At 65.8% G+C, this 12,333-nt stretch carries 13 protein-coding genes; 12 read left to right on the top strand and 1 reads right to left on the bottom strand.

Annotated elements, in window-relative coordinates; genetic code table 11:
• Nucleotides 1-114: 114 nt before the first annotated feature.
• Complete coding sequence (locus tag ACQR1B_RS25685) at nt 115-588, top strand: response regulator (protein ID WP_434834837.1); 474 nt, start codon at nt 115-117, stop codon at nt 586-588.
• 31 nt (nt 589-619) lie between these two features.
• Here ACQR1B_RS25685 and ACQR1B_RS25680 read toward each other — a convergent pair whose 3' ends face one another.
• Nucleotides 620-1,525, bottom strand: a complete 906-nt coding sequence (locus tag ACQR1B_RS25680) for a LysR substrate-binding domain-containing protein (protein WP_434834838.1) — start codon at nt 1,523-1,525, stop codon at nt 620-622.
• A 221-nt stretch (nt 1,526-1,746) separates the two neighbouring features.
• On the opposite strand from ACQR1B_RS25680, the gene ACQR1B_RS25675 reads away from it, so the two are divergent.
• The 11 genes from ACQR1B_RS25675 to ACQR1B_RS25625 all read left to right on the top strand — a co-directional run bounded on the left by ACQR1B_RS25675 (nt 1,747) and on the right by ACQR1B_RS25625 (nt 12,116).
• Nucleotides 1,747-2,778 carry an ABC transporter substrate-binding protein gene (locus tag ACQR1B_RS25675; protein WP_434834839.1) on the top strand — a complete coding sequence of 344 codons (1,032 nt, stop codon included), beginning with the start codon at nt 1,747-1,749 and terminating at the stop codon, nt 2,776-2,778.
• A gap of 313 nt (nt 2,779-3,091) precedes the next feature.
• Entirely contained in the window at nt 3,092-4,135 is a 1,044-nt protein-coding gene (locus ACQR1B_RS25670) for an ABC transporter ATP-binding protein (protein ID WP_434834840.1), read from the top strand.
• Nucleotides 4,132-5,022 (top strand): ABC transporter permease, encoded by an 891-nt coding sequence (locus ACQR1B_RS25665; protein ID WP_434834841.1) that lies wholly within the window; start codon nt 4,132-4,134, stop codon nt 5,020-5,022. The genes ACQR1B_RS25670 and ACQR1B_RS25665 overlap by 4 nt, the downstream gene beginning before the upstream one ends.
• Nucleotides 5,019-5,828, top strand: coding sequence for an ABC transporter permease (locus ACQR1B_RS25660; protein WP_434834842.1), 810 nt, complete (start codon nt 5,019-5,021; stop codon nt 5,826-5,828). The genes ACQR1B_RS25665 and ACQR1B_RS25660 overlap by 4 nt, the downstream gene beginning before the upstream one ends.
• An 8-nt stretch (nt 5,829-5,836) precedes the next feature.
• On the top strand, nt 5,837-6,976 hold the full coding sequence (locus tag ACQR1B_RS25655) for an NAD(P)/FAD-dependent oxidoreductase (RefSeq protein ID WP_434834843.1): 1,140 nt from the start codon (nt 5,837-5,839) through the stop codon (nt 6,974-6,976).
• Nucleotides 6,977-7,007: 31 nt separating this feature from the next.
• Nucleotides 7,008-7,304, top strand: coding sequence for a (2Fe-2S)-binding protein (locus tag ACQR1B_RS25650; protein WP_434834844.1), 297 nt, complete (start codon nt 7,008-7,010; stop codon nt 7,302-7,304).
• On the top strand, nt 7,301-8,704 hold the full coding sequence (locus tag ACQR1B_RS25645) for an FAD-dependent oxidoreductase (RefSeq protein ID WP_434834845.1): 1,404 nt from the start codon (nt 7,301-7,303) through the stop codon (nt 8,702-8,704). Before ACQR1B_RS25650 ends, ACQR1B_RS25645 begins: the two co-directional genes overlap by 4 nt.
• Entirely contained in the window at nt 8,701-9,834 is a 1,134-nt protein-coding gene (locus tag ACQR1B_RS25640) for an NAD(P)/FAD-dependent oxidoreductase (RefSeq protein WP_434834846.1), read from the top strand. The genes ACQR1B_RS25645 and ACQR1B_RS25640 overlap by 4 nt, the downstream gene beginning before the upstream one ends.
• 7 nt (nt 9,835-9,841) lie before the next feature.
• Nucleotides 9,842-10,189 carry a RidA family protein gene (locus tag ACQR1B_RS25635; protein WP_434834847.1) on the top strand — a complete coding sequence of 116 codons (348 nt, stop codon included), beginning with the start codon at nt 9,842-9,844 and terminating at the stop codon, nt 10,187-10,189.
• Between the two features lie 123 nt (nt 10,190-10,312).
• On the top strand, nt 10,313-11,704 hold the full coding sequence (locus ACQR1B_RS25630; RefSeq protein WP_434834848.1) for a M20/M25/M40 family metallo-hydrolase: 1,392 nt from the start codon (nt 10,313-10,315) through the stop codon (nt 11,702-11,704).
• A 205-nt stretch (nt 11,705-11,909) separates the two neighbouring features.
• A complete protein-coding gene (locus tag ACQR1B_RS25625; protein ID WP_434834849.1) occupies nt 11,910-12,116 on the top strand; it encodes a hypothetical protein in 207 nt (68 codons plus the stop codon).
• The last annotated feature ends 217 nt before the right edge of the window (nt 12,117-12,333 follow it).

The following is a 12,333-nucleotide window of genomic DNA, read 5'->3' as shown; positions in this document are numbered from 1 at the left end:
GTAGTCCTACCTGGAACGCCGCTAAGGGAGCTTTAGGTTCGATCCGGTCTTCTGGAGCCGGCAACGCCCGACGGTCGGTCTGACCGGATGAGGCAACAATGACAGGAGCGGAACATGCGGCAGGCAGCGCGGCTGATTGATGCTTTCGGCGCACGGGCGCCAGGCGACGGCTTCGGCCAGGTCCGGGCCCTCACCCAGGCGCCCAGTCTGCTGGTCGCGGACGATGACGCCGAGGTGGTCGAGCTTCTGTCGAATTACTTCGTACGGCTGGGATTCAACGTGGACACTGCATCCGATGGGCTCCAGGCCTTCCTGAAGGTGACGCGGGTCAAGCCGAACGTCTTGGTGATCGACGTCAACATGCCGGAGCTGGATGGCCTGTCGGTCTGCAGCCATCTGCTCGACGCAGACCGTGCGCCGGCGAACGTCATCATCATAACGGGCAGCAAGAATCAGCACACGCTGCGGAGATGCGAACGTGTGGGAACCTATCACGTGCGGAAGGGGCCGGAGTTCTGGAAGGACCTGGACGCCGCGTTGATGGGGATCGACCCTCTGATGGCTCATCGCATCAAGGGGGCGCACTGATAGGAGCGGCGTCCCCGAGGGCTTGGCTCTCCTACGCGACTGTGCCGAGTTCGCTCAGCGCGCGGCGAACCGTTTCGACCAGATCCATCGCCACCGGCGAAGGGCTGCGCTGCGGGGGAAACACCGCGGCGAATTCGAAATCGATGCGTGGCGTGAATGGCCGCGTCACGACGCCGCGACCATCGAATTCGCGTGCCGTGAACGGGTCGCAGATCGCCACGCCGAGGCCGGACGACACCATGCCGCACATGATCTCCGACAGCGTCGTCTCCACCCGCAGCACGCGCCTGATGTCCTCGCGATGGAAGATCTGATCGATCACGTGGCGGCTGCTCGAGCCCGACGAGAGCGAGATGAAGGTCTCATCCTCGAAATCGCGCGGCACGAGACTGGGCTTGGCCGCGAGGCGGTGGCCGGTCGGCAGCACGGCGACGCGCGGCAGCGCCGGAAGCCTGATGCTCGGCAGGCCGGCATGGGCGATCGGCACTTCGGCAAAGCCGACGTCGCATTGCGCGTTGAGCACCCAGTCGATCACGATCGGCGAGATCACACCGAAAAACGCGAGGTTGAGATTTGGTCGCTCCTGCAGGAATCCGCCCGCCAGCCGCGGCAGATAGCCATTGGCAAGGGCGGGGAGGGCGGCAATGCGCAGCGACCCTGTGCGGCGGCCGCGAATCTCCTCGGCGGCCGCGGTGATGCGATCGAGGCCGACGAAGGAGCGCTCGACCTCCATGTAGAGCGCGGTCGCCGCGGCTGAAGGCACCAGGCCGGTGCCGCGCCGTTCGAACAGCTCCATCTTCAGCAACGCCTGGAAGTCGCGCAGCAGGCGGCTGACCGCCGGCTGCGTCACCGCCATCAGCTTGGCTGCCTCGGTGACGCTGCCGGTCAGCATCATCGCCCTGAAGGCTTCGACTTGCCGCGAATTGATCCGAGCCATGCCACCGCATTCCATTCATAACATTTCGGTATGGAGATGGTGCCATTATTCATTGGACGATCAAAGCCCCCGCTGCGATCTTTTTTGGCAGGGGTCGGGATGGCTCGTTTTTTAGGCTCTTTGGGTTCCAGCTGTGGGATCGTGCAGCTCTATGAGCGCTCCATTCTCCCTGACGGTTATCGAATACCATTGTCGCGCCCTAATCACGGAGATCGGTCCTCATGAAGCAGCTTCACCTTCTGGCAGCGGTGAGCATCGCCGTCCTGGCCTCGACGTCACAGGTCTGGGCGCAGCAGAAGACGCTCTATGTCGCCGGCTACGGTGGCTCGTTCGAGAAGACCGTCCGCGAGGAGGTGATCCCGCCGTTCGAGAAGGCCAACGGCGTCAAGATCGAATACGTCGCCGGCAACTCCACCGACACGCTCGCCAAGCTGCAGGCGCAGAAGGGCAATCAGCAGATCGATGTCGCCATCCTCGACGACGGCCCGATGTACCAGGCGATCCAGCTCGGCTTTTGCGACAAGGTGACGGGCCTTCCCGGCGATCTGCTCGACATCGCCCGTTTCAAGGACGACAAGGCCGTGGCGATCGGTCTCGTCGCGACCGGGATCGTGTACAACAAGAAGGTGTTCACCGAGCGGGGCTGGGCCGCGCCGACCTCGTGGAACGACCTCAAGGATCCGAAATACAAGCAGCAGCTCGTCATTCCGCCGATCAACAACACCTACGGCCTCAACGTGCTGTTGACGCTGGCGAAGATGAACGGCGGCAGCGAGAGCAATGTCGAGGCCGGCTTCAAGATCTTCAAGAATGACATCAATCCGAACGTGCTTGCCTATGAGCCGTCGCCGGGCAAGATGACAGAGCTGTTCCAGTCGGGGCAGGCGGTCATCGCAGTGTGGGGCTCGGGCCGCGCGCAGAGCTTCGCCAACACCGGCTTTCCGGTCGACTTCGTCTATCCGAGGGAGGGCGCCGTGAGCCTGCTGACGACGGCCTGCCCGATCGCCAAGCCCACGGTGTCGCCGCTGGCGTCGAGCTTCATCAAGCTGCTGCTCGATCCGAAGATCCAGCTGACGATGCTGAAGGAATATGGCTACGGCCCGGTGGCGAAGTCCGTCGTCGTGCCAGAGGGCGTCGGCGCGATGGCGCCGATCGGCGAACGCGCCGCCAACGTCTACGCGCCGGATTGGACTGTCATCAACGAGAAGCGCGAGGAATGGACCAAGCGCTGGAATCGCGAAGTCGAGCGCTGAGCGGATGTAGTTGCGAGCTCTCCCTCGCCCCTAGCGGTGCGCTCCCTCTCCTCCTTCTTCACGGGGGCACGACGAGCTTTGCTCGCGCTGAGAGGGTGGGGTGAGGGACAGCCGCCCGATCAGTACGAATCGCTAAACATATACCCCTTCACCCGGATGGCATCTTGCGATGCCATCCGACCTCTTCCCGCATCCGCCTTTGCCCTTCGAGCCATGGTGGATAGGAGCGGGGAGAGGATCGCGAGAGCATTGGCTGCAATGCTACCGTGCAGATTCCATCGTCAAGCGTAGCGTTGTCCCGGAACCTCCCTGCATGTCCTTTCTTGAACTCGATCGCGTCGGCAAATCCTTCGGCCCCAATACGGCCGTCGAAGAGTTCAGCCTCGCCGTCACCAAGGGCGAGTTCATCTCGTTCCTCGGACCGTCGGGCTGCGGCAAGACCACGACCTTGCAGATGATCGCGGGCTTCCTCGATCCCTCGCACGGGGCAATCCGGCTCGAGGGCAGGGATCTCGTCGCGGTGCCGCCGGCCAAGCGCGGGCTGGGCATCGTGTTCCAGAGCTACGCGCTGTTTCCGCACATGACGGCGGCCGAGAACGTCGCGTTCGGGCTGGAGATGCGCAAAGTCTCGCGCAGCGAACGCGAGCAGCGCGTGCACGCGGCGCTCGCGCTTGTCGGGCTTGCCGGCTACGAGGAGCGCCATCCGCGCCGCATGTCCGGCGGCCAGCAGCAGCGCGTCGCGCTGGCGCGAGCGCTGGTGATCAAGCCGAGCGTGCTGCTGCTCGACGAGCCGCTGTCCAATCTCGATGCGCGGTTGCGCGAAGACATGCAGATCGAGCTGCGGCAGATCCAGCGCAATCTCGGCACCACCACCATTCTCGTCACTCACGACCAGATCGAGGCGATGTCGCTGTCCGACCGCATCGTCGTGATGAGCAAGGGAAAGATCGAGCAGATCGGCACGCCGCAGCAGGTCTATGAGCAGCCGGCCTCGGCCTTCGTCGCGCAGTTTCTCGGCAAGACCAACGAATTCGCTGCCAACGTCGATCGGACGACGGCGCCCGCAAAGCTCGTCGCCGGCGCGTGGAGCGCGCCGGCGCCGGCCGGCGTCAGTGGCGCCGTGACCGTCAGCGTGCGGCCGGAGCGCATCAACTTCGGTGAGGCCGGACTGGCGGCGCGCATCACCAGCCGCATCTTCCAGGGCAATCATTGGCTGTTCCAGTGCGACACCGAATGCGGGCCTGCGATCGTAATCCGGCAGAACGACGGCCAGGCGCAGCCGGAGCAGGGCGCCGCCGTGCATCTCGCTTGGCACGCCGCGGACATGAGCTTGCGTTCGGCTGGAGGCGCGGCATGAGCGCGACCGCCGCCCTCGATCCCGCTGCGGCGGCCGAACGGCGCACCGGCCTCGCGCTGGCGCTGCCGGCGCTGGCGCTGTTCACCGGCGTCGTCGTGATTCCGCTCGTCATGACGGTGATGCTGTCGTTCCACGATTGGGGCCAGTACAAGGGCATCGAGCCGGTCTTCATCCTGAAGAACTGGATCGAGATCGTTGACGATCCCTACTACGCCGAGATGTTCTGGCGCACCTTCAGGGTCGCCGTGCTGGCGACCCTGATCACGGCGGTGCTCGGCGTGCCCGAGGCCTACATCCTCAACCGGATGCAGGGCCCATGGAAGGGGATCTTCCTCCTCGTGATCATCGGCCCGCTGCTGATCTCGGTGGTGGCGCGCACGCTCGGCTGGGCGTTGCTGTTCGGCGGCAACAACGGCCTCGCCAACAAGCTGCTGATGACATCAGGCCTGATCGACTCGCCCGTTCGGTTCATGTTCACCGAGACCGGGATGATCGTCGCGCTGGCGCATGCGATGATGCCGTTCATGGTGCTCGCGGTATGGACCGCACTGCAGCGGCTCGATCCGCAGGTCGAGAATGCCGCGCTGTCGCTCGGCGCCGGCTCGCTGACCGTGGTCCGCCGCATCGTGCTGCCGCAGATCATGCCGGGCGTGCTGTCGGGCGCCATCATCGTGTTCTCGCTGTCGGCGAGCGCCTTCGCCACGCCCGCGATCATCGGCGGCCGAAGGCTGAAGGTCGCGGCAACGCTTGCTTATGACGAATTCCTCAACACGCTGAACTGGCCGCTGGGCGCAGCCGTCGCCGTGCTGCTGCTGATCGCGCTGGTGCTGATCGTGGTCGGCTCCAACGCGCTGGTCGAGCGCCGCTATCAGGAGATGTTCCGATGAGCCGGAATGGTCCTGTCGCGTTGATCTTTCACGCGCTGTTCGTCGTGTTCATGCTGGCGCCGATCCTTGTCGTGTGCTGGGTCGCGTTCACGCCGGACGGCTTCCTCTCGATCCCGATCACGAACTTCTCGCTGCGCTGGTTCAGGGCGCTCGCCAGCTATCCGGAGTTCATCCACGCTTTCGGCGTCAGCCTGTGGCTCGGGGCGCTGTCGTCCTGCATCGCGCTGTTATTCGCCGTGCCGGCCGCGCTGGCGCTCAGCCGCTATCGCTTCCGCGGCCGCGATGCGCTGTCGGCGCTGTTCCTGTCGCCGTTGATGATCCCGCATGTCGTGCTCGGCATCGCCTTCCTGCGCTTCTTCACGTCGGTCGGCATCGGCGGCACCTTCGTCGCGCTGGTGATCGCCCATGTCGTCGTGGTGTTTCCGTTCGCGCTGCGGCTGACGCTCGCGTCCGCGACCGGCATGGACCGCTCGGTCGAGATGGCCGCGATCTCGCTCGGCGCCGACGGCTGGACGATGTTCCGCCGCGTCACCTTGCCGGCCATCCTGCCCGGCATCGTCTCGGGCTGGATGCTCGCCTTCATCCAGTCGTTCGACGATCTGACCATGACCGTGTTCCTGGCCACGCCCGGCACCGAGACGCTGCCGGTGCGGATGTTCCTCTACATCCAGGACAACATCGATCCGCTGGTGACGTCGGTGTCGGCCAGCGTCATCGCCATCACCATGACCGTCCTGATCCTGCTCGACCGCATCTACGGGCTCGACCGCGTGCTGACCGCCAAAGGCGGCGACGCCGGACGATAGGAGACACTATGATGAGAGACTACGACGTCGCCGTCGTCGGCGGCGGCCTGCTCGGCTCGGCGATTGCCTGGGGGCTTGGACGGCTCGGCCAGCGCGTGGCTGTGCTCGACGAGGGCGACATCGCCAAGCGCGCCTCCCGGGCCAATTTCGCGCTGGTGTGGGTGCAGAGCAAGGGCCTGGGCATGCCGGCCTACACGGGCTGGACGGTGCGCGGCTCCAAAGCCTGGCCGAAGCTCGCCGAGGAGCTGAAGGCACAGACCGGACTCGACGTCGTGCTGCAGCAGAATGGCGGCTTCCATCTCACGCTGGGCGAGGCCGAATACGAGCAGCGCACGCAGCTCGTCGCGCGGATGCACAATCAGGTCGGCGCCGCCGACTATCAGATGGAGATGATGCCGGCGGCGGAGGTCAGGAAGATGCTGCCGCTGATCGGCCCGGAGGTCTCTGGCGGCAGCTTCTGTCCCTATGACGGCCACGTGAACTCGCTGCGTACCTTCCGCGCGCTGCATGCCGGCATGAAACAATTCGGCGTCGACTATCTGCCGGAGCGCGCCGTCAGCGCGATCACGCGCGATGGCAACGAGTTCAGGTTGACGACCGCGCAGGGCGAGCTGCGCGCCGCTAAGGTCGTGCTCGCGGCCGGCAACGCCAACCAGACGCTGGCGCCGATGGTCGGCCTGTCGGCGCCGATGGGTCCCACGCGCGGCCAGATCGTCGTGACTGAGCGCACGATGCCGTTCCTGCCGCATCCGCTGACGACGATCCGCCAGACCGACGAGGGCACGGTCATGATCGGCGACAGCAAGGAGGACGAGCTCGACGATCGCGTCCAGAACCACCCGATCAACGCCGTCATGGCTGATCGCGCCCGGCGCATTTTCCCGCATCTGGCGCGGCTCAACGTCGTCAGGAGCTGGACCGGCATTCGCGTGATGCCGAAGGACGGCTTTCCGATCTACGAGCAGTCGCAGACCCATCCCGGCGCCTTCGTCGCCTGCTGCCATTCCGGCGTGACCTTGGCGGGAAACCACGCCTTCGAGATCGCGCGCATGGTCAAGCAGGGCGCGCTGGAGCCGGAACTCGTCGGCGCGTTCACCGCGAAGCGGTTTGCCGGCGAAGCTGGAGCAGGCGGCAGTGGCTACTACTGAGATCGCGGCGGACGCCGCCACGGAGACGACGATGTTCAAACGGGCTGACGGTGATGGCAGGCGATCGGTGACGATCCATGTCGAAGGCAAGGCGATCACTGCGCGCGAGGGCGACACCGTGTCGGCGGCGCTGCTCGCTTCCGGCCTCGATGTCAGGCGCGCGACCGCGGTCAGCGGCGCGAGGCGGCTGCCCTATTGCATGATGGGCGTGTGCTTCGACTGCCTCGTCACCATCGACGGCGTCGGCAACCGGCAGGGCTGCCTGGTCCCGGTCGCCGAGGGCATGCAGATCGAGATCCAGAAGGGCAAGCGGGAGATCGGCAAATGAGCGCGGCGCCGAAACAAGAGCAATACGACGTCGTGGTGATCGGCGCCGGCCCGGCCGGGCTCGCCGCGACGGCCACGGCGGCCGGTGCCGGCCTGTCCACCTTGCTGCTCGACGAGAACGCCGGCCCTGGCGGCCAGGTCTGGCGCGCGATCAATTCGACGCCGGTGAAGAACGAAGCGTTGCTCGGGACCGACTACTGGTCGGGTGCCGAGATCGCCAAGGCTGCACGCGACAGCGGTGCGGAGATCATCCACCGCGCCACGGTGTGGAGCCTGGACCGCAACCTCGAAATCGCGGTGTCCGTCGGCGGCGGTTCGGCCTTCATCAAGGCGAAGCGCGTCATCATCGCGACCGGCGCGCAGGAGCGTCCGTTTCCGATCCCCGGCTGGACGCTGCCGGGCGTGATGACGGCCGGAGCCGCGCAGACGGTGCTGAAATCCTCCGGGCTCGTGCCGGATTGCCCGACGGTGATCGCCGGGCAGGGGCCGCTGTTGTGGCTGCTCGCGGCGCAGATCCTGCGCCTCGGCGGCCGCATCGATCGGATGCTCGACACCACGCCGCGCGCCAACTACATCGCCGCGCTGCCATACGCCTTTGCCTTCATGACCTCGCCCTATTTCAGCAAGGGGCTTGCAATGATGCGCGAGGTGCGCGCGAAGGTGCGCGTCACCAGCGGCGTGACCGAACTCGCGGCCGCAGGCGACGGCAAGCTCGAATCCGTGACCTATGTCGCAGGGGGCAAGCGCGAGACGCTGCCGGCCGAGCTGTTGCTGCTGCATCAGGGCGTGGTGCCCAACGTCAATCTCGCGATGGCCGCCGGTGTCGAGCATCGCTGGAACGAGCTGCAGCTCTGTTGGACTCCCGTGCTCGATGCCGACGGCGCCAGCTCGATTGCAGGCATCGCGATCGCCGGCGATGGTGCCGGGATCGGCGGCGCGCAGGCGGCCGTGGTTCGCGGCCGTATCGCGGCCGCCAGTGCGATCAAGGCGCTGCGGCCGAATGCAGAGGTCGTCGACGTCTCCGCAGAATTGACACGTGCCGAACGCGGCCGCGTCTTCCTCGACATCCTGTTCCAGCCGGCGAAGCAGTTCCGCGTCCCGCACGGCGACACCATCGTCTGCCGTTGCGAGGAGATCACCGCCAAGGATGTGCTCGACTCCGTTGCGATCGGTGCGACCGGGCCGAACCAGCTCAAGGCCTATCGCCGCACCGGCATGGGGCCGTGCCAGGGTCGGCTGTGCGGTCTGACCGTCACCGAACTGATGGCCGAGGCGCGCGGCAAGAGCCCGCAGGAGATCGGCTATTATCGCCTGCGCGCGCCGGTGAAGCCGATCATGCTGTCGGAACTCGCGAACCTGCCGAAGAGCGAAGAGGCCACCAAGGCCGTGGTGCGCGGATGATCGTGAGAGCGGATGCCATCATCGTGGGTGGCGGCATCCACGGCTGCTCGACCGCGCTGCATCTCTGTCTCGCCGGCTTGAAGCCGGTGCTGATCGAGAAGGACTATGCCGGCCGCCATGCCTCCGGCGTCAATGCCGGCGGCGTGCGCCAGCTCGCGCGCGACGTCGCCGAGATCCCGCTGTCGATCCGCTCGATGGGGATCTGGGAGAACATCTCCGAGCTGGTGGACGATGATTGCGGCTTCGAGAGCCATGGCCAGGTGCTGGTCGCCGAGAACGATGCGGAGCTCGATGTCTGTCGCGCCCGCGTGGCCGATCTCAACGCGCGCGGCTTCACCCATGAGGAACTGATCGACGGCGCGGAATTGCGTCGGCTGGTGCCGGCGGTGGCCGAGACTTGTCCGGGCGGCGTCGTCTCGCGCCGCGACGGCGCGGCGCAGCCGGCCAAGACCACCACCGCGTTTCGCCGCAAGGCCGAGCAGCTCGGCACCGTCATGCGCGAAGGTGTCGCGGCGACGAATGTCCGCAAGGATGGCGATCTCTGGCATGTCGATGTCGGCAGCGAGACCTTCGCCGCGCCCATTCTGGTCAATGCGGCCGGCGCCTGGGCCGGCCGCCTCGCAGCGCAGCTCGGCGAGCCCGTGCCGGTCACGACCGTGGCCCCGATGCTGATGATCACCTCGCCGGTTGCGCATTTCATCGATCCCGTGGTGATCCTGCGCGGACGCAAGCTGTCGTTCAAGCAGTTCAAGAACGGTACCGTGCTGATCGGCGGCGGCCATCTGGCCGCGCCCGATCAGGACCGCAACGAGACCGTGCTCGACTGGCGCAGCCTTGCCATCAGCGCCCGCACCGTTTTCGAATTGTTTCCGGTAATGCGCAGCGCCACCATCGTGCGCGCCTGGGCCGGCATCGAGGCGCGCATGCGCGACGACATTCCGGTGTTCGGACCGAGCGCCGTGCACGAGGGCCTCTATCATCAGTTCGGTTTCTCCCTGCACGGCTTCCAGCTCGGCCCCGGCGCCGGCGCGGTCATGGCCGAACTGATCGTGCATGGCGGCACCCAGACCCGGATCGGAGAGCTCGGCATCGGGCGCTTCCGCGATTTCAACCCTTCAGCAACCGCATGAGGACATCATGACCATCACCCGCAAGATCCGCTCGGCCATCCATCACCGCATCGTCGAGGCCAACGGCTTCGTCTTCATCGGCGGCACCATCGCCGACGACACCTCGGTGTCGATGGGCGAGCAGACCCGCAACATCCTCGGCAAGGTCGACGGCTTCCTGAAAGAGGCCGGCACCGACAAGACGCGTGTCGTCTCGGGCCAGATCTTCGTCACCGACCTGTCGAAGAAGAAGGAAATGGACGCGGCCTGGACCGAATTCTTCGGCGACGATCTGCCGGTTCGTGCCACGGTCGGCGTGTCCGACCTCGGCGGCGGCGCGCTGATCGAGATCGTCATCACCGCGCTCAAGGGCTGAGCGTCGCCGCATCGAGCGGCCATCGATCACGCGCGGGGCTCGCTCCGCGCGTGATTTGCTTTTCGGCTCAAATCGATCGAACATGAGCCTGTCCTTCCACTGCACGGGCCGAAAGCCGCCATCATGAACGAAGAGCGCAGCCTGCCGCGTCCATCTGCTGGCCTGAATTCGGTGTTCGCTCACATCGACGATCAAAAGCAGGATTTCCTCGCCCGCGTGATGGACTATGTGCGTCATCCGTCGATCAGCGCGCATAATGTCGGCATCGCCGAAGTCGCCGCGCTGCTCGTGACCATGCTGCAGGAGATCGGCCTCGAAGCCGAGAGGGTGCAGACCGCGGGCCATCCGATGGTGCTCGGGCGCTGGCAGAAGAAGCCGGGGGCGCCGACTGTCCTGCTGTACGGCCATTACGACGTGCAGCCGCCGGATCCGCTCGATCTGTGGCTGAGCCCGCCATTCGAGCCGACCATCCGCGACGGCCGCATCTATGCGCGCGGCATCGGCGACAACAAGGGCCAGCACTTCGCGCAACTGATGGCGATCGAAACCCATCTCCGGGTGCATGGCGAGCTGCCCTGCAACGTGATCTTTCTGCTCGAAGGCGAGGAGGAGATCGGCAGCCCGCGCATCGCCGATTTCGTGGCCGAACATCGCGACAGGCTGAAAGCGGATTTCGTCGTCACCGCCGATGGCCCGATGCATCCGTCGGGACGGCCGAGCATGACCTATGGCGTGCGCGGGATGTGCTCGTTCGAGCTGCGTGCCAGGCACGCCGGCCGCGACGTGCATTCCGGCAATCTCGGCGGCATCGTGCCGAACCCGATCTGGACCCTGGTGCACCTGCTCGGTACCATGAAGACGGCCGCCGGCGAAATCACCATCGACGGTCTGTACGATCACATCGTGCCGCCGAGCGAGCTGGACATCGCCGCCGTCCGGCGCCTGCCGCTCGATCTCGACGCTGCCAAGGTGAGCCTCGGTCTCTCGCGTCTCGATGCGCCGGCTGATCGCGGCTATTACGAGCGGCTGATGTTCCACCCGACCCTGACCATCAACGGCTTCCACGGCGGCTATGGCGGCCCCGGCAGCAAGACCGTCCTGCCATGCGAGGCATTCGTAAAGTGCGACATCCGGCTGGTCGAGGCGATGACGCCGGACGACGTGCTGGCGAAGGTGGAAGCGCATGTGCGGAAGCACGCGCCGGACGTCGAGTTCATCCCGCGTGGGGGCATGCTGCCGTCGCGCGTGCCGCTCGATTCGCCCTATGGCGCGATCATCCGCGACGCCATCGAACTCGCGCAGGGTGTGACGCCGCTCGAATTTCCCAGCACCGGCGGCAGCCTGCCGGACTACGTCTTCACCAAGATCCTCGGCGTGCCCGCCTTCGTCGTTCCCTATGCAAATGCCGACGAGGCCAATCACGCGCCGAACGAGAACATGACCATCGACTGCTTCTACAACGGCATCCGCACCGGTGCGGCCCTGCTGGACCGCGTCGGCGCAAGCCGTGGCTAGTCTCGGCGGGGCCTCATCATCACGATTTTTTGCATCGCCGCAGCGGTCATCGCGCGGCCACGAACCGCTGGCATTGAGGCTGCACTTTCTTGGGTTGCAAGCGAATCGATCGCACGTGGCGAGATCGCGCATGGATTAACGCAGTTGATATCGCGTAGTCTCGATGAGGAATATTAACCATCTCTTCAGGGCTCGGAGCTGCCACATGCACGACCCCGTCGACAACCCGAGTGCTCAGACGAGTTCCCTTGGGGCTCGCGCGAGCGACGAGGCTGAAAGCGCGATGAGCGTGACCACCGTGCCCGCGATCGCGTTTGAGGCGGGCGCCGGGGCTGCATCGGATGGTCCGGAGCCGGACCATGAGGCCGATCGCGACAAGTCCCGGCTCGTCATACCGACGATGTGGCGGTGATCAGCCGGCACGTCCCGGGCAGCCTCCGTCGGAGCCTTCGTTGCGGCGAGGACACGGCGGAGCATGTGAGACGGCTCGAGCCTGCGAATAAGGAGATGAGTGCGGATGCAATCGATGCTGGATATCGAGAAGGTGGCGATGGTTCATTGAGCCGCGCTACGCAGCAAATGCCGCAAAGATGGTAACCGAGGCGGGATGCGGAACTCGTTAGGCCAAT

Origin of the sequence: Bradyrhizobium oligotrophicum, from assembly GCF_051168495.1 — a bacterium.
Lineage (GTDB): Bacteria > Pseudomonadota > Alphaproteobacteria > Rhizobiales > Xanthobacteraceae > Bradyrhizobium > Bradyrhizobium oligotrophicum_A.
This window is presented reverse-complemented; position numbering and strand designations above follow the sequence as displayed.